This is a genomic window from Streptomyces sp. 2-1 (genome assembly GCF_048564895.1).
Classification (GTDB): domain Bacteria; phylum Actinomycetota; class Actinomycetes; order Streptomycetales; family Streptomycetaceae; genus Streptomyces; species Streptomyces phaeochromogenes.
This window is the reverse complement of the sequence record NZ_CP183383.1, coordinates 6,548,712-6,573,844: the sequence shown is the minus strand read 5'-3', so window position 1 is coordinate 6,573,844 and position 25,133 is coordinate 6,548,712. Positions and strand designations below refer to the sequence as shown.

Sequence of the window (25,133 nt, the reverse complement as noted above, 5' to 3'; positions counted from 1 at the left end):
GCCTTCAGCCGAGGAGGACCACGTCGACCTCGGTGCCGGGCTCCACGGACTCGTCGGACTCGGGGACGACGATCAGCGCGTTCGCGTGCGCGAGGGCCGCGATCAGGTGGGATCCGGCGCCGCCGACGGGGGTGACCTCCCCGTCCGCGTACCGTCCGCGCAGGAACTGACGGCGTCCGGCGGGCGAGGTGAGCGCCTTGTCCGTGCGGAGGGTCGCTCTGGTCATGGACCGGTGGATGTCGTCGACGCCCATCAGGGTGCGGATCGCGGGGCGCACGAACAGCTCGAAGGACACGTACGACGACACGGGGTTGCCCGGGAGCGCGAGCAGCGGGGTGTGGTCGGGGCCGATGGAACCGAAGCCCTGGGGCTTGCCGGGCTGCATGGCGAGCTTGCGGAACTCGATGCCGCTGCCCGCCTCGTCCTCGTCGCCGACCGAGGACAGGGCCTCCTTGACGACGTCGTACGCGCCGACGCTGACGCCGCCCGTGGTGACCACGAGGTCGGCGCGGATGAGCTGGTCCTCGATGGTGGCACGGAGTGTCTCGGCGTCGTCGGCGACCGCGCCCACGCGGTAGGCGATCGCGCCGGCGTCACGGGCGGCGGCGCACAGCGCGAAGCTGTTGGAGTCGTAGATCTGGCCGGTGCCCAACTGCTCGTCGGGCTGGACCAGTTCGCTGCCGGTGGACATGACGACCACGCGCGGGCGCGGGCGCACCCGGACGGTGCCCCGGCCGATCGCGGCGAGCAGGCCGATCTGCGGCGGGCCGAGGACGGTGCCCGCGGAGAGGGCGCGGTCGCCGGCCTTCACGTCGCTGCCCTTGGCACGCACGTGCGCGCGTGCCGGTGCCGAGCGGTGGACGTGGACCTGGCCGGAGGCGCCCTCGGGGGACGCGCTGCGGGCGCGCATCCCGGAGACGGGGCCCTCGCCGAGGCCGCCGTCGGTCCACTCCACGGGGACGACGGCTTCGGCGCCGGGCGGCAGCGGGGCGCCCGTCATGATGCGGGCGGCCTGGCCGGGTCCCACGTGGAGCAGCTCGGACTCGCCCGCCGCGACGTCACCGACGACCGTGAGCACGGCCGGGTACTCCTCGCTCGCGCCCGCGACATCGGCGACCCGGACCGCGTACCCGTCCATCGAGCTGTTGTCGAACGGCGGCAGGGAGACCGGCACCGTGACGTCCTCGACCAGGACGCAGCCCTGGGCGTCGAGGAGCTGCAGCTCGATGGCTTCGAGGGGGCGGACGGTCGCGAGGATGTCCTCCAGGTGCTCGGACACCGACCAGAGGTGGTCCTGGCCGGTGACGCGGGCCGCGGCGCTGCTCAAGTTGCTTACATCTCCTCGGTGACGTAACTGCGAAGCCAGGTCCGGAAGTCCGGGCCCAGGTCTTCACGTTCGCACGCGAGTCTGACAATGGCACGCAGGTAGTCGCCGCGGTCACCGGTGTCATAACGGCGGCCCTTGAAGATCACGCCGTGCACCGGGCCGCCGACCTTCTCGTCGGCGGCGAGCTGCTGGAGGGCGTCGGTGAGCTGGATCTCGCCGCCGCGGCCGGGCTCGGTCTCCCGCAGTATGTCGAAGACGTGCGGGTCGAGGACGTACCGGCCGATGATCGCGTAGTTGCTCGGGGCGTCGGCGGCGGCCGGCTTCTCGACCAGGTCGTGGACCTTGACGACGTCACCGTCGTCGGTGGGGTCGACGGCCGCGCAGCCGTAGAGGTGGATCTGCTCGGGGGCGACCTCCATGAGCGCGATCACACTGCCGCCGTACTGCTCCTGCACGTCGACCATGCGCTTGAGCAGCGGGTCGCGCGGGTCGATCAGGTCGTCGCCGAGGAGCACGGCGAAGGGCTCGTGGCCGACGTGCGGGGCGGCGCAGAGCACGGCGTGGCCGAGGCCCTTGGGGTCGCCCTGGCGGACGTAGTGCATGGTGGCGAGGTCGCTGGACTCCTGCACCTTGGCGAGCCGGTCGGCGTCGCCCTTCTTCTGAAGGGCCGATTCCAGCTCGTAGTTGCGGTCGAAGTGGTCCTCGAGGGGCCGCTTGTTGCGGCCCGTGATCATGAGGACGTCATCGAGGCCCGCGGACGCGGCCTCCTCGACCACGTACTGGATCGCCGGCTTGTCGACGACCGGCAGCATCTCCTTGGGAGTGGCTTTGGTGGCCGGCAGGAACCGGGTTCCGAGGCCTGCTGCGGGGATGACAGCCTTGCTGATCCTGGGGTGTGCCTGAGTCATGCCCGACACCATATCCGGTGCCTTTGTATGGAATCTGTGGCTCCGGTTAATTCGCTCTCATATGAGCGCATTATGAAGGGTACGGAACAAGCCTATGAGTCACCTGGGACCCGAACCCGAGTCTGGCAAGCGAGTGTTGCGGCGAGAGTTCCTCACGGTGAGAAGCCGGTATACGGCCGATGACGTGCGGGAGACCGGGGCCGCACTCGCCGCCCGCGCCCTGGAGCTGCCCGAACTGGCGCACGCGCGCACGGTGGCAGCTTACGTGTCCGTGGGGAGCGAACCGGGCACCCGTGCGCTCCTCGACGCACTCCACGCGCGCGGCGTGCGCGTCCTGCTCCCGGCGCTGCTCACGGACAACGACCTGGACTGGGGCGCGTACGCCGGAGAGGGCTCGCTCGTCTCCGTACAACACCGGGGAAAGATGGCCCTCCTGGAGCCCGCGGGCGAGCGTCTGGGCCCGGACGCCGTGCTCACGGCCGACGCCGTGCTGCTGCCGGGCCTGGCCGTCGACGCGCGCGGGATGCGGCTCGGCCGCGGCGGCGGATCGTACGACCGGGTGCTGGCGCGGCTCGACCGGGCGGGCGCGGATCCGGCCCTGGTGGTGCTGCTGTACGACTCCGAAGTGGTCGACCGCGTCCCCGAGGAGCCGCACGACCGGCCGGTGCACGCGGTGGTGACCCCTTCGGGAGTGCACCGCTTCCGCCGGCCCTCTCCGTAGCGGCCGACCGCTCCCCAGGGCCCCGATGCGCGAAACGGCCCTCCACGCGCGCGTGGAGGGCCGTTCTCATGTGGTGCTCAGGGCTTCAGGACCAGCGTGTCCGACGTCTTCGCGTCGACCTCCCGCTCCGTGGAGACCCAGGGCAGCAGCTCGCCGTCGATCCACTTGCCCGTCTGGTCGACGTAGTGGGCGCTGTAGGCGTGCCCGGAGGCGCCGGTGAGGTTGATCCACTTCGACTTGTCGAAGTCCTCCAGGTTCACCACCATGCGCATCGAGGGCACCCAGACCACGGTGTAGCCGCCCGCGGCGTTCCAGCCGGTGGCGTTCACCGCCGCCTCGCCGCCGCTCATGTTGTACGGGCCGCGGTTGAGCATGTACTTCAGGAATCCGGGACCTTCGAGGCCCAGGGTCTGGTTCTTCAGGTAGAGCCGGTGCAGGCGGCCCCAGCTCCAGGTGTCGATGCCCTTGCCCAGCTTGGCGGTCAGCTCCCAGCGGGCGTCCGTGAGGGCCCGCTTGAAGAGCTCGTCACGGGTGTCGACGGCCGGGTCGGTGCGCGTCGCGGGCGCCGACCACCAGTCGTTGTCCTCGTCGTCGAGGATCTTGCGGACCACCTCGAACCAGCGGTCGCCGCCGTCCGGCTGCGCGCTGTCGGCCTCGCGCTGACCGCACTCGCGCACCCGCCGGTCCTCGTCGGCGGGACCGGTGGAGTCCACCGGCTCGACGTTCAGGCACTGGCCCTCGACCCGCAGCTCCTTGGGCAGCTTGTTGCCGAAGGCGAGCTTGAGGATGTTGCGCCAGGTCGCGTTGAAGTACGCCGCGGCGGCCGAGTCGGCGTCCTGGGTGTAGTTCCAGCCCTCCAGGAGCTTCTGCGCCTCACGGACGTTCTTGTCGGCCACGTCGATCTTGAGCAGCTTGGGCACCAGGAGCTTGGCGATCTCGCTGCTGTTGTCGAGCTGCATCTGCCGCATGTCGTCGGTCGAGATCTTGCCGCCGCCCTTGATCTTCGACTCGATGAGGTCGGCGATCCGCTGGCTGCGCGTTCCGTAGCCCCAGTCCGTGGTGAGCGTGTAGGGGTACTTGTCCTTGTCGATGACGGCCTGGTTGGCGGTCACGATGTAGCCGCGCTTGGGGTTGTACTCGTAGGGCAGCTCGGCCTGCTTGATGTAGCCGGTCCAGCGGTACTTGGAGTCCCAGCCGGGCGAGGGGAGCGAGCCGTCGCCCTCACCGCGGATCGGGATCCTGCCGGGCAGCTGGTAGCCGATGTTGTCGTCGGTGTCCGCGTAGGTCAGGTTCTGCGAGGGCACGTCGAAGAGCGTGGCCGCCTTGCGGAACTCCGTCCAGTCGGTGGCCTTGTTCATCGCGAACACGGCGTCCATCGAGTTGCCCGGGTCCAGGGCGGTCCACCGCAGGGAGATGCCGTAGCCGTCGCCGCGGTCGGGTGCCGCGCTGTCGACGGTGGCCTTCTTGCCGACCTTCACCAACTCGTCGTTGCGGTCGGACAGCAGCGGTCCGTTGTTGGTCTCCCGGACGACGATGGTCTTGGAATCGCCGCCCGCGACGTTGATCTTCTCCTCGCGGGTGGTGAAGGCCTTCACCTTGTCGTCGTACTCGTAGCCGTTCCCGGTGAGCTTCTCCAGGTACAGGTCGGTGACGTCGGCCCCGGAGTTGGTCATGCCCCAGGCGATGTTCTTGTTGTGGCCGATGACCACACCCGGCATGCCCGCGAAGGTGTACCCGGAGACGTCGTACTGGCACTTCTCGGAGATGCCCGTGCAGTGCAGGCCCATCTGGTACCAGACGGACGGCAGCGAGGGCGACAGGTGCGGGTCGTTGGCGAGCAGCGGCTTGCCGGTGATGGTGTGGGTGCCCTTGACCACCCAGGAGTTCGAGCCGATGCCGTTGCCGTTCACGCCGACGGCCTCAGGGACGCCGTCGAGCACCTTGTAGAGGCCCGACAGCTGGCTCTGCAGCCCGGAGGGGGCCTCGGCGTTGTTCGCGAGCCCGGTGCCCGCCGAGGACTGCGTACCGCCGGTACCGGTGCCGGTACTGGTGTCGCTGCCCTGCTGGTAGTCCCCGGTGACGCTGTTGTACTGACCCTCCTGCACGATCGGCTTGTTCCGGTCGTACGGGTACTGCGGGTACAGGTCGGCGATCTGCTTCGGTCCCAGGCGGCTGGTCATCAGGGAGCGGTCGATCTCGTCCTGCATGTTGCCGCGCAGGTCCCAGGCCATCGCCTTGAGCCAGGCCACCGAGTCGACCGGGGTCCAGTCCTTGGGCTTGTAGTCGTTGCGGAAACCGAGGGCCGCGTACTCCAGGGAGATGTCCGCGCCGTCCTTGCCCTTCAGGTACGCGTTGACCCCCTTGGCGTAGGCCTGCAGGTACTTCTTCGTCTCCGCGGAGAGCTTGGTCTTGTACTCCTTCTCCGCGACCCGGTCCCAGCCGAGCGTGCGCAGGAACTCGTCCTCGTCGACCTGGCTCTCGCCGAACATCTCGGAGAGCCTGCCGGCCGTCATGTGACGGCGTACGTCCATCTCGTAGAACCGGTCCTGCGCCTGGACGTAGCCCTGCGCCATGAACAGGTCCTCGTCGGTCGAGGCGTAGATCTGCGGGATCCCGTAGCTGTCGCGCTTCACGTTCACCGGGCCCGACAGACCGTCGAGGGAGATGGAACCCTTGGTCTGGGGGAAGGAGGCGCGGACGGTGCTGATGCTCCAGAACGACCCGTAGGCGATGCCGCCGATGATGGCCAGAACCAGGACGATCAGGATCAGACGGGCTCTGCGCCCCTTCTTCCTGCCGGACTTGCCGGGCTTTTGACCGGAAGATGCGGTGGTGTTGGGGGGCATCGCTGTCCTTGCTGTCCTCACGCGAGCGGCAGGCGGGCTTGTCCATTTGACTGAGCGCTGGAGCAACCATAGGCGCAGGGCCAACTCGGGCTTGACGCGGAGTCGGGTACCCGGGCGGACGGGAGTTCGATCTTGCCTTGCCGAGTGTCAAGAAAGCGTCAAGAGTTAGGTAAGGTAACGAAGTAGTTGAACCGTCGGGCCGGCCGAACGGCCACGGTTGCACCCAGCACGGTGATCCAACCGACCGAAGCGGTCCAACTGGTCAAAGTGATCCACCCGGAACGGCGAGAAGGGAACAGCCGCTGACTGTCCACCACCTCAACCAGCTCCTGCTCGTATGCTCGCTCGTTCTGCTCGTCGCGGTGGCAGCGGTTCGGATCTCGTCGCGCAGCGGGCTCCCCAGCCTGCTCGTGTACCTGGGCATCGGCGTCGCCATGGGCCAGGACGGCATCGGCGACATCCACTTCGACAGCGCCGAACTGACCCAGGTCATCGGGTACGCGGCCCTGGTCGTGATCCTGGCCGAGGGCGGCCTCGGCACGAAGTGGAAGGAGATCAGGCCCGGGCTGCCGGCTGCCTCCTCACTGGCGCTGGTCGGCGTCTCGGTGAGCGTCGGCATCACCGCGACAGCGGCCCACTACCTGATCGGGCTGGAGTGGCGGCAGGCGCTCATCATCGGCGCGGTGGTGTCCTCGACGGACGCGGCGGCGGTCTTCTCCGTGCTGCGGAAAGTGCCCCTCCCCGCGCGCGTGACGGGCATCCTGGAGGCCGAGTCGGGCTTCAACGACGCCCCGGTGGTCATCCTCGTCGTCTCGTTCTCCATGGCCGGCCCGGTGGAGCACTGGTACCACCTGCTCGGCGAGATAGCGCTGGAGCTGTCCATCGGAGCGGCCATCGGCCTCGCGGTGGGCTTCCTGGGGGCGTACGGACTGCGGCATGTGGCGTTGCCCGCCTCCGGCCTCTACCCGATCGCGGTGATGGCGATCGCGGTCACGGCGTACGCGGCCGGGGCGCTGGCCCACGGCAGCGGCTTCCTCGCCGTGTATCTGGCGTCGATGGTGCTGGGCAACGCGAAGCTGCCGCACTGGCCCGCCACGCGCGGCTTCGCCGACGGGCTCGGCTGGATCGCCCAGATCGGCATGTTCGTGCTGCTCGGGCTGCTGGTCACCCCGCACGAGATGGGCGACGACATCTGGCCCGCGCTCGTCATCGGGCTGGTGCTGACCATGGTGGCGCGGCCGCTGAGCGTCGTGGTGGCGCTGGCGCCGTTCCGCATGCGCTGGCAGGAGCAGGCCCTGATGTCGTGGGCCGGGCTGCGTGGCGCGGTGCCCATCATCCTGGCCACGATCCCGATGGTGAGCGGCGTCGAGGAAAGCCGTCGCATCTTCAACATCGTGTTCGTCCTTGTGGTCGTCTACACCCTCGTCCAGGGGCCCACGCTCCCCTGGATGGCCCGGAAACTGGGCGTCTCCAAGGCCCCCTCGGAGACCGCCGACCTGGGGATCGAGTCGGCGCCCCTGGAGCGGCTGCGCGGGCATCTGCTGTCCGTCGCGATCCCGGAGGGGTCGAAGATGCACGGCGTCGAGATCAACGAGCTGCGGCTGCCCGCGGGGGCCGCCGTCACGCTGGTCGTCCGCGGTGGAGAATCGTTCGTTCCGCTTCCCACGACCGTGCTGCGGCGCGGTGACGAACTGCTCGTGGTGGCCACCGATCCCGTCCGGGACGCGGCCGAGCAGCGGCTGCGGGCGGTGGGTCAGGGGGGCAAGCTGGCGGGGTGGCTGGGGACTGGTGGGAACGGGGCGGAGGGGTGAGCGTTGGCGGCTCGGCTTCGTGGCTTGGATTCGTGGCTCGGCTGCGCGGCGCCTTGGGCTCTCGGCTTCGTGGCTCGACCTCGCGGCTTGGCTTCGTGGCTTGGCTTCGCGCCTCGGCCTCTCGCCTCGGCTTCGTGGCTCGCAAGCATTCGCAGGTCCCGGACGGGAGAGTGCCAGGTTTCACAGGGGCAGAGCCGCTTGAGCCTGTATCATCAAGGCGCATCTTGATCTAACCAACTCTGCCTGACGCAGAGCTGGCGCGACCGTATGGCGGCCGCGGTGCCCTCTCTGGCGGGCGGCCCGGCATCTACCGCAGTTCCGCGCAAGAGGACAGCTCTCGGCGCCTCCAGCCCCGTACAAGGGGTCGCGCTACCAGGCGGCAGAAAGGCACGGGCCGTGGCATCCACGGTCACCTCGGAGTCCCCCGGGACTCCTGTCTCCTCCCGCCCCGGATACGGACAGCTGCTGCGTACGCGCGGCGCGTGGACGTTCCTGCTTCCCGGCTTCGCCGCGCGGCAGCCGTTCGCGATGCTGACCATCTCCATCGTCCTGCTCGTCCAGCACACCACCGGCTCGTACGGGGCCGCCGGCGCCGTCGCCGCCGTGACCGGTGTCTCCCTGGCACTGTTCGCGCCCTTCACCGGCCGTCTCGCCGACCGTCACGGCCAGCGGGCCGTGCTGCTGCCCGGCGTCCTCGTCCACACGCTGGCGGGGCTCTCCCTGACCGCCCTGGCCCTCGCGGACGCACCCCTGTGGGCGCTCTTCGTCGCCGCCGTGCCGACAGGCGCCTCGGTGCCGCAGATCGGGCCCATGGTGCGGGCCCGCTGGGGCGTCAAGCTCCAGGACTCGCCCCTGATGACCACCGCGGCGGCCTTCGAGTCCGTCACCGACGAGCTCACCTTCGTGTTCGGGCCGCTGCTCGCCACCGCGCTGTGCACCGCCGTCGACCCGGCCGCGGGGCTGCTCACCGAGGCCGCGCTGACCCTGGTCGGCGGTCTGCTGTTCGCCGCCCAGCGCGGCACCCAGCCGGCCGTGGGTGCCGACGCCGGTGTCGACGGGCACGCGCGCGTGAAGCCCGCCTCCGCGTTGTCCGTACCCGGTGTGCGGGTGCTGATCGTGGCCTTCCTCGGTATCGGCGCCGTGTTCGGCGGCATGCAGGTCTCGCTCGCCGCGTTCAGCGAATCCATCGGCGAGCCCGGGCTCAACGGTGTCCTGTACGGGACCTTCGCCGCGGGCAACATGCTCTCCGGCGTCGTCTGCGGCGCGATCGCCTGGAAGGTCGCCCCGCGCCGCCGCCTCGTCGTCGCTTACGCCGCTCTCGGAGTGGCCGCCTCCGGGCTGTGGGCCGCCCAGTCGGTCGTCGTCCTCGCGGGGATCGGTCTCCTCGTCGGTGTGTGCATCGCGCCCGCCCTGATCACCGGCTACACGCTGGTCGACGGACTCGTGCCGGCGGGCGCCCGGACCGAGGCCTTCACCTGGCTCACCGGAGCGGTCGCGCTCGGGCAGGCTGCCGCCGTCACGGTCGCCGGGCAGATGGAGGACCGCCTGTGGGACGGCGCCGGATTCCTCGTCCCGATGGGCGGCACTCTGCTGGCCCTGGCGACCCTCGTGACCCTGCGTTCACGCCTCTCGCCCCGGGTCGTGAGCCGGACCGTCGCACGTGGCGTGGGTCACCGAGTGCCGGTGGCAGTGGACTGATCCCGAGGAATACGTCACTATGGACCGTCGTTAGCACTCACTGAGTGAGAGTGCCAGGAGGAAGACAAGTGCCGACCTACCAGTACCAGTGCACCGAATGCGGCGAGGGCCTCGAGGCGGTGCAGAAGTTCACCGATGACGCCCTCACGGTGTGCCCCAACTGCGACGGACGCCTGAAGAAGGTGTTCTCCGCGGTCGGCATCGTCTTCAAGGGCTCCGGTTTCTACCGCAACGACAGCCGCGGTTCGTCGTCGAGCAGCAGCCCGGCGCCGGCCTCGAAGTCGTCTGCCGGATCGTCCGACTCGAAGTCGTCGTCCTCTTCGGACTCCTCGTCCTCGTCGGGCTCGGGTTCCAAGTCGTCCTCGGACTCGAAGTCGGGCTCCAAGTCGTCGTCCTCGAGTTCGTCCTCCGGCAGCAGCAACGCCGCGTAGCGCTCTCGCGAATCACCGTTCTTCGCCGAAGACCCTGTCGTCGTACGACGACAGGGTCTTCGGTGTTTCCGGGCCCGGTTAGGGTGCCGTTCATGGTGAACACGGAGAACGTCGAGATCGGCGTCATCGGCGGGTCGGGCTTCTACTCCTTCCTCGAAGACGTGACCGAGATACAGGTGGACACGCCGTACGGAGCGCCCAGCGACTCCCTGTTCCTGGGTGAGATCGCCGGGCGCCGGGTCGCCTTCCTGCCCCGCCACGGGCGCGGCCACCATCTGCCGCCGCATCGCATCAACTACCGCGCCAATCTGTGGGCGCTGCGGTCCGTCGGGGCGCGTCAGGTGCTCGGGCCGTGTGCGGTGGGCGGGCTGCGGCCCGAGTACGGGCCGGGGACGCTGCTCGTGCCCGACCAGTTCGTGGACCGTACGCAGTCCCGGGCGCAGTCCTACTTCGACGGGTTGCCGTTGCCCGGGGGTGACGTGCCGAACGTCGTGCACGTGTCCCTTGCCGATCCCTACTGCCCCACCGGGCGGGAGGTCGCTCTTCGGGCTGCTCGGGGGCGGGACTGGGAGGCTGTGGACGGGGGGACGCTCGTCGTTATTGAGGGGCCGCGGTTCTCTACCCGTGCGGAGTCGCTCTGGTACCGGGCGCAGGGGTGGTCCGTGGTGGGGATGACCGGGCATCCGGAGGCGGCACTCGCTCGTGAACTGGAGCTTTGTTATACGTCGTTGACGCTGGTCACCGATCTCGACGCGGGTGCCGAGAGCGGGGAGGGCGTCTCGCACGACGAGGTGTTCAAGGTGTTCGCGGCGAATGTGGATCGGCTGCGGGGGGTTTTGTTCGATGCGGTGGCGGGGCTGCCGGTGAACTCTTCTCGGGATTGTCTGTGCGTGAGTGCGTTGGGTGGGATGGATACGGGGGTTGCGTTGCCGTAGGTGGCCGCCGGGTGCCTTGTGGTCGTGTGGGGCGCGGGCCGTGCCGGTACGTCGAGCCCGCCGCGTGCCGGGTGTACGGCTGTGGGTTTTGAGGGTTCCGTGTTTTGGAGGAGCTCTATGCGGCGGGCTTTCGACGTACCGGCACGGCCCGCTCCTTTGCGTCGTCGGCTGCGGGTGTCGGGGTGGAACCTTCCCTTCGGGTGAGGGAGTTGTCCACAGTTTGAGGGTTGTCCACTGGGCTCGGTGGGATTCTGGGGGAGGGCCCAGGCTGGGGGTGCAAGCCGATCTCTCGAGCCCTGGTGGTGGTACCCGTGTCGCAGCTCTCCTCGTTTCCGCGTCCTTTGGGCACGGATGTGCCCGGCACTTGTGAGGTGCCGCATTTCGCTCCTGTGCGGGTGCGGAGTGGGCGGTATCAGGTGCGGCGGCTCGTTCGGCATCGGAGGCGGGCCTTGGCGGTTGGTCTCGCTGTGACCGCGGTGGCCCTTGTGGCGGCCGGGCCGAGGGAGAGAGATGCGGAGGCTCGGGGCGCGCCTCGGGGGCGTCCGGTGGTGGATGTCGTGCGGGAGCGGCCCGTGGAGATGGTCGCGGCGCCTGTGCGGATCGCCGATGGTGCGACCGTGCGGTTGCTCAGGGCCGGGGACCGGGTCGACGTTGTCGCGGCTGAGCAGGGTGCCGTGGGGCCTGGTGATGCTCATGTGGTTGCGCGTGGTGCGCGGGTGGCCAAGGTGCCTGAGTCGCCGGACAGTGTCTCGGAGGGTGGGGCGTTGGTCGTGCTTTCCGTGCCTCGGCGGACGGCTACGTTGCTGGCCGGGGCCGGCGCGACCTCGCGGTTGGCGGTGACCCTGTGCTGACCATGTCCAGGATGGCTGTCGTCAGGCTGTCAAGTCCCTCGTTGGAGTTACGGAATTGGACAGCGCTGCCAGGCCCTGACGTAGGTTGCGGAGCTGTTGATTCCACAGTTTGTGCGGCTGAAGAGGGGCTCCCTGGTGAGCGAGAAGAAGAAGGAACCTGGCGTCTGGGACGGCTTCAAGGCCTTCCTGATGCGCGGGAACGTCGTCGATCTGGCTGTCGCGGTGGTCATCGGCGCCGCCTTCACCAACATCGTCAACTCCGTGGTGAAGGGCGTGATCAATCCGCTGGTCGGCGCCTTCGGCACCAAGGACCTCAATCAGTACAGCTCGTGTCTGAAGGACCCCTGCCGGTTCGACGAGGCGACGGGGACCGCGACGAGCGGTATCCCCATCATGTGGGGCAGCGTCCTCAGCGCGACGCTGACCTTCCTGATCACCGCGGCCGTCGTGTACTTCCTGATGGTGCTGCCGATGTCCAAGTACCTCGCCAAGCAGGCGGCCCGCCAGAAGGCGAAGGAGGGTACGCAGGAAGTGATCGAGGTGAGCGAGCTGGAGGTTCTGAAGGAGATCCGCGACGCCCTGGTGGCCCAGCGCGGCTCCGGACACAACGAGCAGTAACCGCGATCGCGGTCCTGGCCGCGGTATTCGCGGCGACGGTTGTGTTGAGAGTCGTCCGTGTGTTGCTTGCGGCCGTGCGTCGGGGGCGCGTCGCGGCTGCCGCTCGGCGGGGGCGCGGGGGTCAGATGTGGTGGGGCGGCTTCTCGTCCAGGAAGCGGGCCAGGTCCGCCGCGCTGTCGCCGGCGGGCCGCTCGCCCCAGCCGCGGTCCGTGTCGTCGGCGGACGGCTGGCTCAGCGGGTCGTCGAAGACCAGCGCGGCCTTGGGGTCACGTGGTTCGGCGTCGGGGCGAGGGGGCTGGGCGGGGGTAGTGCTCATGCGTCCAGGGTACGGGGCCGGTTCTGGGTTCGGGGCGGGCTCTGGGGGCGGGCACGGTCGGGAGTGCCAGTGCCGGTCTCGGCGTGCTTCTGGATTTTTGAGGCGTTTCTGCTGTGCTTGGTCGCATGACGTCCGATGCCTCTTCCGAATCCGCTCCGCGCCGCTCCCGAAACGTCCCCTCACCTCGGCCGCTGCGCAGGATGACCGCGCGCGGGCGCGACGAGGCGCACCGGGTCGCGTCGCCGCTGGAGCTGTTCTTCGATCTGTGTTTCGTCGTGGCCATCGCCCAGGCGGGAGTACAGCTGGTGCACTCCGTCGCGGAGGCGCACGCGGCCGAGGGCGTCCTGAACTACGCGATGGTGTTCTTCGCCATCTGGTGGGCGTGGATGAACTTCACCTGGTTCGCGTCGGCGTACGACAACGACGACGTGCTGTACCGGGTCGTCACACTGATCCAGATCGCCGGTGTGCTGGTGCTGGCCGCCGGGGTGTCCCAGGCGTTCGAGGACCACGACTTCCTGCTGGTCCTGCTCGGCTATGTGATCATGCGGATGGCGCTGACCGCGCAGTGGCTGCGCGTGGCCCGGAACACGGACGGCGCCGAGCGGCGGATGGCGTTGCGGTACGCGGGCGGGGTCCTGGTGTGCCAGATCGGCTGGGTGGGGCTGGTGCTCCTGCCGGAGGCCGGCCGGCCGTGGCTGTTCCTGGTGATGGCGATCGCCGAGATGTGCGTCCCGCTGCTGGCGGAGAGGGAGTTCAGCACGGTCTGGCATCCGCACCACATCTCCGAGCGGTACGGGCTCTTCACGATCATCGTCCTCGGCGAGACCATCGCCGCGGCCACGATCGCGGTGAAGGTGGGGGTGGACGAGAACGACGCGTTGGGCGAGCTCCTCCCGATCGCCTCGGGCGGGCTGCTGATCATCTTCGCCGCGTGGTGGATCTACTTCGTCGTACCGATCCACGGCCATCTCAGCTCCAGCAGGAAGGCGTTCCTGTGGGGGTACGGCCACTACGTGATCTTCGCGTCGGCGGCGGCGATCGGTGCCGGGCTGGAGGTCGCGGTGGAGCAGGCGGTCGGCAAGGCGCACATCTCCACTCCGGCGGCGTCGGCCGCGGTGACCCTTCCGACGGCCTTGTTCCTCCTGACCGTCTGGGTGCTGCACGCCCGCCACTACAAGGTGGGCACGGCCCAGCAACTGGTGCTGCCGGTCACAGCGTTGGCGGTGGTCCTGTGCACGTTCCTGGGTGACTGGGCCGTGTTCGCGGCCGGTGTGGTGTCCGCGCTCGCGGTGGTCGTGGGGGTGACGCTGACCGCCCGGATGGCCTCGCAGGAGGAGAGGGAGGAGGGAGTGGCCGGCGCGCCTGCCTCGTAGGTCGGGTCGACACTGGGCTCATGACAGTTGACGCTCTGACGGATGTGGCCGGGCTGCGCGTGGGGCACGCCACGAGGATCGGTGACGGTTGGCTCACCGGTACGACGGTTGTCCTCGCCCCGGAAGGCGGCGCGGTCGCCGCGGTGGACGTGCGCGGTGGCGGTCCGGGCACCAAGGAGACCGACGCGCTCGATCCGCGCAATGTGGTGCGGAAGGTCGAGGCGCTCGTACTGACCGGTGGCAGCGCGTTCGGGCTGGACTCGGCGACGGGTGTGATGGCCTGGCTGGAGGAGCGGGGGCGCGGGGTGCGGGTCGGGCCCGATCCGCTGCATGTGGTGCCCGTCGTGCCGGCGGCCTGTGTCTTCGACCTCGGCCGGGGCGGCGACTTCCGGGCCAGGCCGGACGCGGCGACCGGCCGCGAGGCGGTGGAGGCCGCGGCGGCGAGCGAACTGGGCGCACCCGTTCCGGAGGGGTCCGTGGGCGCCGGGACCGGGGCGGCCGTCGGAATGATGAAGGGAGGGGTCGGCACCGCGAGTGCCGTGCTCGAATCGGGTGTCACGGTGGCGGCGCTGGTCGTGGCCAACGCGGCGGGATCGGTGGTGGAGCCGGAGACAGGGACGCTGTACGGGGAGTTGGTCCAGGGGCTTCTGAGCCGTCCGGCCGAGAAGGTTCACGAGGCTGCGCGGGTGCGGCTGGCCGAGGCCGCGGCGAGGAACAGCCTTCCTCCGCTGAACACCACCCTCGCGGTGGTCGCCACCGACGCCGACCTGTCGAAGGCGCAGGCCCAGAAGCTGGCGGGCACGGCGCACGACGGCATCGCGCGTGCCGTCCGGCCGGTGCATCTCCTCCACGACGGCGACACGGTGTTCGCGCTCGCCACGGGGGCGCGTCCGCTCGCAGAGGAGAACCCGCTCGCGCTCAACGACATCCTCGCCGCCGGCGCGGACCTGGTGACACGCGCGATCGTCCGGGCGGTACGGGCCGCCGAGTCGGTGGAGGGACCGGGAGGGATGTGGCCGGCGTACGGGGAGTTGTACGCCGAAGGCGTCTAGGGCGCCGGGGAGGACGCCTTTCGGAGGGTGTGCAGGCACAGGGTCAGGGCCTCGTGCTTGGTTCCGCCGGTGCGGCCTCGTTGCCAGGCCACGTACAGGAGGGACCAGAGGGTCTGGACGATCCAGTCGACGTCCAGGGCGGGGTCGAAGGCGCCTTCGGCGTGGCCGCGTTCGATGAGGCGGGCGAGGGCGCGGTCGGCGTCGGTGTCCTCGTCCCAGCCCTCCCAGTTCCAGGTGGCCACCAGTGACTCGTCGAAGACGAGGGTGAGGGCGTCGCCGAGTTCGAAGAGTTCCTGGCAGAGCCGTTCCAGGGCGGGGAGTGCGGGGCCGTCCTCCAGGCGGCTGCGGTCGGTCGCGGCGGCGACCTTTTCGAGGACGTCGGCGCCCAGGGCCTTCAGGAGGTCGGAGCGCTCCGCGAAGTAGCGGTGGACGGTGGTGCGGCCGACGCCCGCCGCGGCGGCCACGTCACCGAGGGAGGCCCCGGAGTTCTTGGCCAGTACGGCGGCGGCGGCGTCGAGGATGGCTCGCCTCGTGCGACCTCGCGCGCCGCTCCTGACGCTTGCGGCGGTGTCCATGGTCTCCATGGGCACACACTGTAGCGCCGTTCCATAATAAAACAGAGTTGACACTTTTGGAACATCGGTGTTCCACTCGTGAGCATGGTTGCTCCGGAGAGTCTGCGGGTTCTTGCTTCGTTCGCCCGGCCGCACCGGCGGACGCTGGTGGTCGGGCTGCTGCTCGCGCTGGCCGCGTCGGCGCTGGGCCTGGCCACGCCGATGGTGACCAAGTGGGTGCTGGACGCGCTCAACGACGGGAGTTCGCTGGGTGGCCCGGTGGTCGCGCTGCTCGTACTGCTGGTGGTCGGTGCGGTGCTGTACCGCGTGCAGTGGGTGCTGCTCGGCACGCTCGGCGAGCGGGTGGTGCTGGACGCCCGGGAGTCGATGGTGCGGCGGTACTTCCGGGCGACGATCCCCGCGGTGACCGCGCGACCGCCCGGCGAGCTGGTCTCACGGGCGGTCTCGGACACGGTGCTGCTGCGCGAGGCGGCCTCGTCCAGTGTGATCGGGCTGATCAACGGCGTGGTCATGCTGGTCGGCACGCTGGTGCTGATGGGCTTTCTGGACCTGGTCCTGCTCGGCACCACGGTGGCGGCCGTGCTGGTGGTGATCGTCCTGTTCGCACTGTTGATGCCCGGCATCGCGAGGGCGCAGGAGCGGGCGCAGGAGCACGTGGGCCGGGTCGGCGGCACCCTGGAAGGCACGCTGCGGGCGATCCGTACGGTCAAGGCGAGCGGCGCCGAGGACCGGCAGGCGGAGCGGATCGCGGCGGACGCGCGGGCCTCGGCGGAGTACGGCATCCGGGCGGTGCGGCTGGAGGCCACCGTGTGGACCATCGCCTGGACCGGGATCCAGCTCGCGGTGATCCTCATCCTCGGCGTCGGCGCCTGGCGGGTCGGGGAAGGGCAGTTGGAGGTGTCCAGCCTGATCGCCTTCCTGCTCTACGCCTTCGGGCTCATGGAGCCGATCACGGAGCTGTCGGAGAACCTCACCTCGCTGCAGTCCGGCATCGCCGCGGCGGAGCGGATCCGCGCGGTGGACGAGCTGGACGCGGAGACGGACGGACGACCGCCCGTGACGGACACGGGGGCCGAGCCGTCGGGCCGGCGGCGGACGAGCGGTCCCGTACCGGACACGCTCAGCCCCGTATCGGACGCGAACCGCCCCGTGCCGGACACGCGCGCCCCTGTGCCGGGCGCGAACGGTCCCGTACGGGATCCGCGCGGCCCGGTGTTGGAGCTGAAGGGCGTCACGGCGTCGTACGGTCCCGGGCGGGCGCCTGCCGTGCGTGGGGTGGATCTGGCGGTGCCGGCCCGTGGGCACACCGCGATCGTCGGGCCGTCCGGGGCGGGCAAGACCACGGTCTTCTCCCTGCTGTTGCGTTTCCTGGAGCCGCAGGAGGGGGCGCTGCTGCTGGACGGTGTCCCGTACCACCGGCACAGCCACGCGGCGATCCGTTCCAGGCTGGCGTATGTGGAGCAGGACACCCCGGTCGTCCCCGGCACCATCCGCGACAACCTGCTCATCTCCCGGCCGGAGGCGGGCGAGGAGGAACTGCGCCAGGTGCTCGCGGACGTGCGGCTGACGGAGAAGGTGGAGTCGCTGGACGAGGGACTGGACACGGAGTTGTCGACCGCGGCCGTCTCCGGCGGGGAGCGGCAGCGCATCGCTCTCGCGCGGGCGCTGCTGCGGAAGCCGGACGTGCTGCTGCTCGACGAGGCGACGGCACAGCTCGACGCGCTCACGGAGTCGGCGGTCCACCACTGTGTCCGGCGGCGGGCGCGGGAGCACGCCGTGGTGACGATCGCGCACCGGCTGTCGACGGTGATCGACGCGGACACGATCGTGGTGATGGACGCGGGCGGTGTCCGCGCCCGGGGCACCCATGACGAGCTGCTCGCCACGGACTCCCTCTACCGCGACCTGGTCGAGGCGCTGCGCATCGCGGACGGGTCCCCCACCGCCGCCGCCAAGGCCCCGGCCGCATAAGGCGATTGTCCCGAATCTGTCACGTGATGGTGTTGATGGCGGGCTGTGGGAACCCGGGCGGGCGATGTTCCCCTCCTTCTCCATGGATCCGATCTTTCTCCACGGAACGGAGCGGATCACCCCCAACCGCGAGAACTGGAGCAGCCCGTGACAACGCCGGACACAACAGCGAGGCGCGCGCTGGTGGCCTGTGCCGCCCTGATGGTCGGCGCCCTGACCCTCACCGCGTGCGGCGGCGACGCCAAGGCCGACAACAAGTCCGAGGACAAGAACGGCGACACCAGGACCTCGGCGGCGAAGATCCTCATCTCCGCCAAGGACGGTTCGACGGCGGCGTCGATCAACTCGACCGGGGTGAAGGTCAGCGACGGAAAGCTGACCGAGGTGGCGATGAAGGAGTCGGCCACGGGGACGGCCGTTCCGGGGACGCTCGCGGCGAACGGGAAGAGCTGGAAGCCGAAGGAGCAGCTGGAGCGCGGGACCAAGTACCAGATATCGGCCACCGCGAAGGACGGCGACGGGAAGCCGTCGGCGGCCAACTCCATCTTCACGACGGTGTCCACGGACAACAGCTTCATCGGGACGTACACACCCGACGGCGGCGCGAAGGTCGGCGTCGGGATGCCGGTGTCGTTCACCTTCGACAAGGCGATCGGCGACGGGAAGTTCAGGAAGGACGTCCAGTCGCACATCACCGTCACGTCCAGCAGCGGGCAGAAGGTGGTCGGGCACTGGTTCGGCGCACAGCGGCTGGACTTCCGGCCGCAGGCGTACTGGAAGGCCGGTTCCAAGGTCACGATGAAGATCGACCTGGACGGCGTCGAGGGCGCGAACGGTGTCTACGGGGTGCAGGACAAGACGGTGAGCTTCACGGTCGGGCGCTCCCAGGTGTCCACGGTCGACGTCAACACCCAGACCATGACGGTCGTTCGTGACGGCAGGACCGTCAAGACGATCCCGATCTCGGCGGGCAGCCCGGACAACAGCACGTACAACGGGCAGATGGTGATCTCGGAGAAGTTCCGGCAGACGCGGATGAACGGGTCGACGGTCGGCTACGGCGGCGAGTACGACATCGCGGACGTGCCGAACGCGATGCGGCTGACGACCTCGGGGACCTTCATCCACGGCAACTACTGGTACAACAAGGGCAATCCGCCCTTCGGGAAGCAGGGCACCAGCCACGGCTGCGTGGGGATGGCGGACGTGCAGGGCGCGGGCGGCGACACGGTCGCCAAGTGGTTCTTCGACAACTCGCTCGTAGGGGACGTCGTGACCGTCAAGAACTCCCCCGACAAGACGGTCGCACCGGACAACGGCCTCAACGGCTGGAACATGGCATGGAGTGCCTGGAACGCGGGAAGTGCCCTCTGACCAAGGGTTTTTGAGGCTTCGACGGGCCGTGTGGGAACTCCTCACACGGCCCCGGCGTTTTCCGTGCGTACGTTTTCTCGGTTCCCGGACATGATGTCCGCCCGAGGGGCTACGGTATGCACCCACAAGGTGACATGCAGCAACGCCGGGAGAAGCCTTGAGCGTTCCGTACGAGACGGCAGCGTACGAGCCAGCCGAGTCGCCCGAGTCTCCGGAGGAGCATCTCGCGCGGCTCCTCGGCCGTGCCCTGAACTCCTTCGAGCTGCCGGACGAGACGATTCGGCGGCTGGACCGGGCACTGGCCCACGACAGTTCGCTGCACTCCGCGCACCACAGCGCGGGGCTGCACCGCGAGACGTACCGGCACACCTGGCTGCTGGCCGATGGGAGCGCGCTCACGCTCTGGGAGCTCGTCCACAACACCGCGCCGGGCCGCGACACCCAGCACGAGGTGTACGAGGACGAGGAGGAGCTGCGTACGGCGACGGGGCGGCTGCCGCTCCCGGCGGACGCGCCGGACTTCGAACTGCCGGCGCTGGTGCTGGTGTCGCACGTCCCCGAGCCGCTGCACGCGTACGTTCCCGACGACTCCGCGGATCACGGGCGGCGGCTGCTGCGGCGCGCGGAGAACTCGGACCGGCCGGGCGAGGACATGGCCGATCTGCTGCGGATGGCGTTCGCGCACCAGATCACCCAGGCCTTCGGGCGGCCGTGCCGGGCCGGTGAGCGGGGGATGTGCTTCTCGCTCTACGAGCACGCGTTCCTGCTCCACGACGGGCGGGAGCTGTCCCTGTGGGAGGTCGAGCACACGGCCACGCCCGACGGGCGGCACATGTGTGAGGTGTACCCGTCCGAGGAGGACGCGCGGGACGCGATGGAACGGCGCGCGTCTGCCTCCGGCGGTTAGCAGGGGTTCGGTTCGGCTGGGTCGTAGCCTGCGGGTTCGCTGTGGCTGGCCGCGCAGTTCCCCGCGCCCCTAAAAAGCGGCTGTCGGCCTTGACCGCTTGAAGAGGCACCCGGCGCCCCGGTGACGGGGCACGACAAATGGGCCGGGACTTCTCAGTCCCGGCCCACCGTCGTGTTCGCTCCTCAGCGGAGCGCTCAGGCTGCTATCGGTTCCTTCTTCTGCGTGGCCGTCGGGGCCTCCGGGGCCTTGTCCTCGTCGCCGTCCAGGGGCGCCCTGCGCATGCCCTTCAGGACGATGACCAGGCCTGCCGTGACCGCTGTGCCGATGGCGATGGCGAGCAGGTAGAGGAACGGCTTGCCGATCAGGAAGGTGACCCAGATGCCGCCGTGCGGGGCGCGCAGGGTCGAGCCGAAGGCCATGGTCAGGGCGCCGGTGACCGCGCCGCCCGCCATCGAGGCGGGGATGACCCGCAGTGGGTCGGCCGCCGCGAACGGGATCGCGCCCTCGGTGATGAAGGAGGCTCCGAGGACCCAGGCCGCCTTGCCGTTCTCCCGCTCCGCCGTGGTGAACAGCTTCCTGCGGATCGTGGTGGCCAGGGCCATGCCCAGCGGCGGGACCATGCCGGCCGCCATGACCGTCGCCATGATCTTCATCGCGGACCCGCTCGGGTCCTGGACGGCGATACCGCCCGTGGCGAAGGCGTACGCGACCTTGTTGACCGGGCCGCCGAGGTCGAAGCACATCATCAGGCCGAGCAGCACACCGAGCAGGACGGCGTTGGTGCCGGAGAGGCCGGAGAGCCAGTCCGTCATGGCCTTCTGCGCCTCGGCGATCGGCTTGCCGATGACGATGAACATCAGGAAGCCGACGATGATCGAGGAGACCAGTGGGATCACGACCACCGGCATGATGCCGCGCAGCACCGGTGGGATCTTGATCCGCTGGATGGCGAGGACGACACCACCGGCCAGCAGACCCGCGGCCAGACCGCCGAGGAAGCCCGCGGCGATGTTGGCGGAGATCATGCCGCCGACGAAGCCGGGCACGAGACCTGGCCGGTCCGCCATGCCGTACGCGATGTAACCGGCGAGGACGGGGATCAGGAAGCCGAAGGCGACGCCGCCGATCTGGAAGAGCAGCGCTGCCCAGCTGTCGACCTGGCCCCAGTTGAAGACCTCGGTGACCGGCTTGGCCTCGTTGATCTGGTAGCCGCCGATCGCGAACCCGAGCGCGATCAGCAGACCGCCCGCGGCCACGAACGGGACCATGTAACTCACGCCGGACATCAGCCACTTGCGGAGCTTGGTGCCGTAGCCCTCACCGGGCTCGCCGGCCCGCTGCACCGGCGTACCGCCGCCGGGCGCGGCCGCCGCCGTGACCTCGCCGCGCTCGGCCTTGCCGCGCACCTGGGCGATCAGCTCGGCGGGCTTGTTGATGCCCGCCTTCACGCCGACGTCCACGGTCGGCTTCCCGGCGAACCGGTCCTTCTCCCGTACGGGCATGTCGTGCGCGAAGATCACGCCGTCCGCCGCGGCGATGACGGCCGGGTCGAGCCGGCTGAAACCGGCCGAGCCCTGCGTCTCGACGACGACCTCGACATCACCGGCGGCACGGCCCGCGTTCTCCAGCGACTCGGCCGCCATGTAGGTGTGCGCGATACCGGTGGGGCAGGAGGTGACGGCGACGATACGGAACGGTCGGCCTCCCTTGCCTTCGGCGGCACCCTCGTCGTCCGTACCGGCGGTGGCCGGGGCAGGCTCAGAGGCAGGCGCCGGGCCGGTCCCGGATGCCGTCTCGGTGTCGGCGGAGGAGTCACCGGAGCCCTCGGAGGAGCCGTCGGCACCCGGCTCGGCAGCCGCGGCCGTGGTCGCCGCCGCAGGTGCAGGTGCGGTCGCGGGCTCGTCGCCGCTGATCAGGGCGGCAGCCCCCGCCGCGTCGCCCACCGACCGCAGTGCCGAGGTGAACTCGGCGTTCATCAGCTGGCGGGCCAGTGACGACAGGATCGTGAGGTGGGCGTCGTCCGCGCCGGCCGGGGCGGCGATCAGGAAGATCAGGTCGGCCGGGCCGTCCGGCGCTCCGAAGTCGATCCCGGCCGCGCTGCGCCCGAAGGCCAGCGTCGGCTCGGTGACGTGCTCGCTGCGGCAGTGCGGGATGCCGATGCCGCCGTCGAGGCCGGTCGGCATCTGGGCCTCACGGGCGGCGACGTCGGCGAGGAAGCCGTCCAGGTCGGTCACCCGGCCCAGGGAAACCATGCGCTCGGCGAGGGCGCGCGCCGCCGCTTCCTTCGTATCGGCGGACAGGTCGAGGTCGACCAGGTCCGCGGTGATCATCTCGCTCATCGCGGGCTCCTTCGCACGCGTATCGCCCGGGGAACGTTGTGGGCGAGGGTGGGGACGGGGGTGCCGCGGTCGAGAACCGCGACGGTTACAGGGACTTCGGGTACTACGGGTATTGCGGGGTGTGCTGAGAGGGCGCCGTGGCCGGGGACGGGGCCGGGGAGGCCCCGCCTCCGTGCGGCGGCGGCTGCGGCGGGTAAGGGGAGTCCCCGCCGCATCAGGGCCGGTTCGTGGGTTGCGCGGAAGTCCGTGCGCGGGAGTGGGCAGCCCGTACGCGGACGGGAAGAGCCCGTGCGCGGGAGTCGGCGGCCGGTCATGACACCGGCTCCGTCAGTACGCGGTCCACGGGGATCTCGGACGTGACGGTCACCGCGGACGGGTCGAGGTCCTCCGGGCTCGGCATCACGCTGCCCGGAAGCTGGACGGCGGCAGCGCCATGGGCCACCGCGGAGGCGAGCGCGCCGGGACCACTGCCGCCGGCGATGAGGAAACCGGCGAGCGAGGAGTCGCCCGCGCCCACATTGCTGCGTACGACGTCGACGCGCGCGCCCGCGAACCACGCGCCCTCCTCGCTGACGAGCAGCTGCCCGTCGGCGCCGAGGGAGGCGAGCACGGCTCGGGCGCCCAGCTCGCGCAGTTCCTCGGCGGCCTTGACCGCGTCGCCGACCGTGGCGAGAGGGCGGCCGACGGCCTCGGCGAGTTCCTCGGCGTTGGGCTTGACGACGTCGGGCCGCTCGCGGAGAGCCGCGAGGAGCGCCGGTCCCGAGGTGTCGAGGGCGATGCGGGCGCCCGCCCGGTGGGCACGGGCGACGATCTCGGCGTACCAGGAGGGGGCGAGGCCGCGCGGCAGGCTGCCGCAGCAGGCGATCCAGTCGGCGTCGCCGGACTGCTCGCGCACGGTCTCCAGGAGCAACTCCTCCTCGGCGGAGGTGAGTTCGGGCCCGGGTGCGTTGATCTTCGTCAGTACGCCGTCGGCCTCGGCCAGCGCGATGTTCGAGCGGGTCGCTCCGGCGACCGGGACCGGGGCGACCTCGATGCCCTGGGCGTCGAGGAGGTCGGCGACGAGCGCGCCGGGCGCCCCGCCGAGCGGCAGCACGGCGACGGTGCGCCGGCCGGCCGCGGCGACGGCCCGCGAGACGTTGACGCCCTTGCCGCCCGGGTCCATGCGCTCGCCGGTGGCCCGTATGACCTCGCCGCGGTCGAGCGAGGGGACCTCGTACGTACGGTCCAGGGACGGGTTCGGGGTGACGGTGAGGATCATGCGCGCACTACTTCCGTGCCGCCGCGCTCGATGGCGGTCGCGTCTTCGGGGCTCAGCCCGCTGTCGGTGATCAACAGGTCCACTTCACTGAGGTCGCCGAAGCGCGCGAAGTGTTCCTGGCCGTGCTTGGCCGAGTCGGCGAGCAGCACCACGCGGCGCGCGGCGGAGAGCGCGGCGCGCTTCACGGCCGCCTCGGCGAGGTCGGGGGTCGTCAGGCCGTGCTCGACGGAGAAGCCGTTCGCCGCGAGGAAGACGACGTCCGCGCGGATCTCCCCGTACGCCCGCAGCGCCCAGGCGTCGACCGCCGCGCGCGTACGGTGCCGGACGCGGCCCCCGATGAGATGCAGCTGCATGCCGGGGTGGTCGGCGAGGCGGGCCGCGATGGGGAGGCTGTGCGTCACGACGGTGAGCGTCGCCTCCAGCGGGAGGGCCCCGGCGAGGCGGGCGATGGTCGTGCCCGCGTCGAGGATCATCGTGCCCTTGTCCGGCAGTTCGGCCACGGCCGCCTTCGCGATGCGGTCCTTCTCGTCGGCCGCGGTGGTCTCGCGCTCGGCGAGGTCGGGCTCGAAGTCGAGCCGCCCGGCCGGGATGGCACCGCCGTGGACCCGGCGCAGCAGTCCCGCCCGGTCGAGGGCCTTGAGGTCCCGCCGGATCGTCTCCGCCGTGACCTGGAACTCCTCCGCCAGCGACACGACATCCACACGGCCGCCGTCACGTGCGAGTCGGAGGATCTCCTGCTGTCGCTCCGGTGCGTACATGTCCGTTCGCCTCCGCTCAGTGCCCGAACCTGTGGTTTCAGCGTGAGGCTACGCCCAGATTTCCGCAAAGTAAACAGACTCAGAAGCGAGTCAGACACAAACGGGCATCACTGGTCCGTCGGATGCAGACACGCAGAAGCCCTGACGCAGTGTTACGGCGCCCGTATCCTGGACTGCGGGACACAGCTTCTCGGGGGTGTTGTGGACAGGGACGACTTGAGCCGCCCCGCCCGCCCGGACCACAGCTGGCAGACGCAGATGGTCGAGGCTCTGCTGGACTCGTCGATGGTGGTCGACCGGCAGCCACGGGCACTGCTGGTCGAGCTGATCGGAGACGGGATCGGGCGCCGCGTCTTCTTACGGGAGCAGCCCACCGCGCTCCTCGATGTGGTCGAGATCGTCCGCTTCTGCATGGCCACGGAGGGCGGACTATCCGCGCTGCTGTCCGCCGTGCGACTGCTGGCGGGCCGCAGCAGTCGCACGACCGAGACGGTCGAGCGGCTCGTGGCCGAATGGGAGAGCGCACGGGGTCAGGAGAACCAGCCCACCCTCAGGGCGCCTGGCGCAGCCACCGTGCCCCGGACCGATGGCTCGGTCGGCGGTCCGTCTTCCGGGCCGCACCGGGACTTCTTCGTCTCCTACACCTCCGCCGACGGTGACTGGGCCAACTGGATCGCCTGGGAGCTGGAGGCGGCCGGCTTCAGCGTGCTGGTCCAGGAGTGGGACTTCGTGGCCGGCAGCAACTGGCAGTTCGCCATGGACAGGGGGGTGACCGAGTGCGCGCGGACCGTCGCGGTACTGACGCCGGCGTACGTGGGGTCGGTGTACGGGCGTCTGGAGGCACACGTGGCACAGGGCCTGGACCCGTTGGGTGTGGCCCGCAGACTCATCCCGGTCCGGGTGACGCCCTTCGCCCCGGGCGGCTTGCTGAGCGGTGTGGTGTACATCGACCTGGTGGACCTGGCACCCGAGGACGCCCGCAGGCGCCTGCTCGACGGCGTCGGCGGCGCACGCAGTGGCCGGGCCAAGCCACTCGCGCCTCCACGGTTCCCCGGCTGATC

21 protein-coding genes are annotated in these 25,133 nt (G+C 70.2%); 13 read left to right on the top strand and 8 right to left on the bottom strand.

The genetic code is table 11. From position 1 onward, the window contains the following. Positions 1–4 precede the first annotated feature (4 nt). Positions 5–1,327: a gephyrin-like molybdotransferase Glp gene (gene glp / locus ACN20J_RS29130; RefSeq protein WP_189837055.1), complete on the bottom strand. Its 1,323-nt coding sequence runs from the start codon at positions 1,325–1,327 to the stop codon at positions 5–7. Positions 1,328–1,332: 5 nt separating this feature from the next. Next, on the bottom strand, positions 1,333–2,235 hold the full coding sequence (galU, locus tag ACN20J_RS29125) for a UTP--glucose-1-phosphate uridylyltransferase GalU (protein ID WP_361898113.1): 903 nt from the start codon (positions 2,233–2,235) through the stop codon (positions 1,333–1,335). A gap of 94 nt (positions 2,236–2,329) precedes the next feature. Here galU and ACN20J_RS29120 point away from each other — a divergent pair, with 94 nt between their 5' ends. Further along, entirely contained in the window at positions 2,330–2,956 is a 627-nt protein-coding gene (locus ACN20J_RS29120; protein ID WP_190229094.1) for a 5-formyltetrahydrofolate cyclo-ligase, read from the top strand. Between the two features lie 77 nt (positions 2,957–3,033). Here the strand turns inward: ACN20J_RS29120 and ACN20J_RS29115 are convergent, their stop codons facing one another. Continuing rightward, positions 3,034–5,802 (bottom strand): penicillin acylase family protein, encoded by a 2,769-nt coding sequence (locus ACN20J_RS29115; RefSeq protein ID WP_189837052.1) that lies wholly within the window; start codon positions 5,800–5,802, stop codon positions 3,034–3,036. A 302-nt stretch (positions 5,803–6,104) separates the two neighbouring features. Here ACN20J_RS29115 and ACN20J_RS29110 point away from each other — a divergent pair, with 302 nt between their 5' ends. The 6 genes from ACN20J_RS29110 (at position 6,105) to ACN20J_RS29085 (ending at position 12,146) form a co-directional block, all read left to right on the top strand. Continuing rightward, the gene (locus tag ACN20J_RS29110; RefSeq protein WP_361993021.1) at positions 6,105–7,613 is read left to right on the top strand and encodes a potassium/proton antiporter; all 1,509 of its coding nucleotides are present in this window, start codon (positions 6,105–6,107) and stop codon (positions 7,611–7,613) included. A 396-nt stretch (positions 7,614–8,009) separates the two neighbouring features. Beyond that, positions 8,010–9,311, top strand: coding sequence for an MFS transporter (locus ACN20J_RS29105; RefSeq protein WP_419667171.1), 1,302 nt, complete (start codon positions 8,010–8,012; stop codon positions 9,309–9,311). A 68-nt stretch (positions 9,312–9,379) separates the two neighbouring features. Next, positions 9,380–9,742, top strand: a complete 363-nt coding sequence (locus ACN20J_RS29100; RefSeq protein WP_189837050.1) for an FmdB family zinc ribbon protein — start codon at positions 9,380–9,382, stop codon at positions 9,740–9,742. Positions 9,743–9,834: 92 nt separating this feature from the next. Next, the gene (locus ACN20J_RS29095) at positions 9,835–10,677 is read left to right on the top strand and encodes an S-methyl-5'-thioadenosine phosphorylase (protein ID WP_419667170.1); all 843 of its coding nucleotides are present in this window, start codon (positions 9,835–9,837) and stop codon (positions 10,675–10,677) included. Positions 10,678–10,976: 299 nt separating this feature from the next. Further along, positions 10,977–11,528 (top strand): hypothetical protein, encoded by a 552-nt coding sequence (locus ACN20J_RS29090; protein ID WP_419667169.1) that lies wholly within the window; start codon positions 10,977–10,979, stop codon positions 11,526–11,528. A 189-nt stretch (positions 11,529–11,717) separates the two neighbouring features. Then, positions 11,718–12,146 (top strand): MscL family protein, encoded by a 429-nt coding sequence (locus ACN20J_RS29085; RefSeq protein ID WP_055610980.1) that lies wholly within the window; start codon positions 11,718–11,720, stop codon positions 12,144–12,146. A gap of 121 nt (positions 12,147–12,267) precedes the next feature. Here ACN20J_RS29085 and ACN20J_RS29080 read toward each other — a convergent pair whose 3' ends face one another. Further along, positions 12,268–12,462 carry a hypothetical protein gene (locus tag ACN20J_RS29080; protein ID WP_189837048.1) on the bottom strand — a complete coding sequence of 65 codons (195 nt, stop codon included), beginning with the start codon at positions 12,460–12,462 and terminating at the stop codon, positions 12,268–12,270. A gap of 125 nt (positions 12,463–12,587) precedes the next feature. On the opposite strand from ACN20J_RS29080, the gene ACN20J_RS29075 reads away from it, so the two are divergent. Then, the gene (locus ACN20J_RS29075) at positions 12,588–13,838 is read left to right on the top strand and encodes a low temperature requirement protein A (protein ID WP_419667168.1); all 1,251 of its coding nucleotides are present in this window, start codon (positions 12,588–12,590) and stop codon (positions 13,836–13,838) included. A 20-nt stretch (positions 13,839–13,858) separates the two neighbouring features. Continuing rightward, positions 13,859–14,890 (top strand): P1 family peptidase, encoded by a 1,032-nt coding sequence (locus ACN20J_RS29070; protein WP_361898092.1) that lies wholly within the window; start codon positions 13,859–13,861, stop codon positions 14,888–14,890. On the opposite strand, the gene ACN20J_RS29065 is transcribed toward ACN20J_RS29070, so the two are convergent. Further along, entirely contained in the window at positions 14,887–15,474 is a 588-nt protein-coding gene (locus ACN20J_RS29065; protein ID WP_419667167.1) for a TetR/AcrR family transcriptional regulator, read from the bottom strand. The genes ACN20J_RS29070 and ACN20J_RS29065 overlap by 4 nt on opposite strands. A gap of 75 nt (positions 15,475–15,549) precedes the next feature. Between ACN20J_RS29065 and ACN20J_RS29060 the strand changes: the two genes are divergently transcribed. From ACN20J_RS29060 to ACN20J_RS29050, 3 genes are all read left to right on the top strand, one after another. After that, positions 15,550–17,436, top strand: a complete 1,887-nt coding sequence (locus tag ACN20J_RS29060) for an ABC transporter ATP-binding protein (protein ID WP_419667166.1) — start codon at positions 15,550–15,552, stop codon at positions 17,434–17,436. Between the two features lie 147 nt (positions 17,437–17,583). Then, positions 17,584–18,810 carry a L,D-transpeptidase gene (locus tag ACN20J_RS29055; protein WP_189837045.1) on the top strand — a complete coding sequence of 409 codons (1,227 nt, stop codon included), beginning with the start codon at positions 17,584–17,586 and terminating at the stop codon, positions 18,808–18,810. 157 nt (positions 18,811–18,967) lie between these two features. Beyond that, complete coding sequence (locus ACN20J_RS29050; RefSeq protein WP_189837044.1) at positions 18,968–19,717, top strand: DUF6227 family protein; 750 nt, start codon at positions 18,968–18,970, stop codon at positions 19,715–19,717. Positions 19,718–19,911: 194 nt separating this feature from the next. Here the strand turns inward: ACN20J_RS29050 and ACN20J_RS29045 are convergent, their stop codons facing one another. The 3 genes from ACN20J_RS29045 to ACN20J_RS29035 all read right to left on the bottom strand — a co-directional run bounded on the left by ACN20J_RS29045 (position 19,912) and on the right by ACN20J_RS29035 (position 24,072). Beyond that, positions 19,912–22,056, bottom strand: coding sequence for a PTS fructose transporter subunit IIABC (locus ACN20J_RS29045; protein WP_419667165.1), 2,145 nt, complete (start codon positions 22,054–22,056; stop codon positions 19,912–19,914). A 310-nt stretch (positions 22,057–22,366) separates the two neighbouring features. Beyond that, a complete protein-coding gene (gene pfkB, locus ACN20J_RS29040; protein ID WP_190229087.1) occupies positions 22,367–23,314 on the bottom strand; it encodes a 1-phosphofructokinase in 948 nt (315 codons plus the stop codon). Beyond that, on the bottom strand, positions 23,311–24,072 hold the full coding sequence (locus ACN20J_RS29035) for a DeoR/GlpR family DNA-binding transcription regulator (RefSeq protein WP_189837041.1): 762 nt from the start codon (positions 24,070–24,072) through the stop codon (positions 23,311–23,313). Before ACN20J_RS29035 ends, pfkB begins: the two co-directional genes overlap by 4 nt. A gap of 216 nt (positions 24,073–24,288) precedes the next feature. Here ACN20J_RS29035 and ACN20J_RS29030 point away from each other — a divergent pair, with 216 nt between their 5' ends. Continuing rightward, positions 24,289–25,131, top strand: coding sequence for a toll/interleukin-1 receptor domain-containing protein (locus tag ACN20J_RS29030; RefSeq protein ID WP_419667164.1), 843 nt, complete (start codon positions 24,289–24,291; stop codon positions 25,129–25,131). The last annotated feature ends 2 nt before the right edge of the window (positions 25,132–25,133 follow it).

Excerpts from the sequence above, each read along its gene's own strand:
- galU (WP_361898113.1), bottom strand. The coding sequence starts at position 2,235 with ATGACTCAGGCACACCCCAGGATCAGCAAGGCTGTCATCCCCGCAGCA.
- ACN20J_RS29120 (WP_190229094.1), top strand. The coding sequence starts at position 2,330 with ATGAGTCACCTGGGACCCGAACCCGAGTCTGGCAAGCGAGTGTTGCGG.
- ACN20J_RS29115 (WP_189837052.1), bottom strand. The coding sequence starts at position 5,802 with ATGCCCCCCAACACCACCGCATCTTCCGGTCAAAAGCCCGGCAAGTCC.
- ACN20J_RS29095 (WP_419667170.1), top strand. The coding sequence starts at position 9,835 with ATGGTGAACACGGAGAACGTCGAGATCGGCGTCATCGGCGGGTCGGGC.
- ACN20J_RS29085 (WP_055610980.1), top strand. The coding sequence starts at position 11,718 with ATGCGCGGGAACGTCGTCGATCTGGCTGTCGCGGTGGTCATCGGCGCC.
- ACN20J_RS29080 (WP_189837048.1), bottom strand. The coding sequence starts at position 12,462 with ATGAGCACTACCCCCGCCCAGCCCCCTCGCCCCGACGCCGAACCACGT.
- ACN20J_RS29075 (WP_419667168.1), top strand. The coding sequence starts at position 12,588 with ATGACGTCCGATGCCTCTTCCGAATCCGCTCCGCGCCGCTCCCGAAAC.
- ACN20J_RS29070 (WP_361898092.1), top strand. The coding sequence starts at position 13,859 with ATGACAGTTGACGCTCTGACGGATGTGGCCGGGCTGCGCGTGGGGCAC.
- ACN20J_RS29065 (WP_419667167.1), bottom strand. The coding sequence starts at position 15,474 with ATGGAGACCATGGACACCGCCGCAAGCGTCAGGAGCGGCGCGCGAGGT.
- ACN20J_RS29060 (WP_419667166.1), top strand. The coding sequence starts at position 15,550 with ATGGTTGCTCCGGAGAGTCTGCGGGTTCTTGCTTCGTTCGCCCGGCCG.
- ACN20J_RS29045 (WP_419667165.1), bottom strand. The coding sequence starts at position 22,056 with ATGAGCGAGATGATCACCGCGGACCTGGTCGACCTCGACCTGTCCGCC.
- pfkB (WP_190229087.1), bottom strand. The coding sequence starts at position 23,314 with ATGATCCTCACCGTCACCCCGAACCCGTCCCTGGACCGTACGTACGAG.
- ACN20J_RS29035 (WP_189837041.1), bottom strand. The coding sequence starts at position 24,072 with ATGTACGCACCGGAGCGACAGCAGGAGATCCTCCGACTCGCACGTGAC.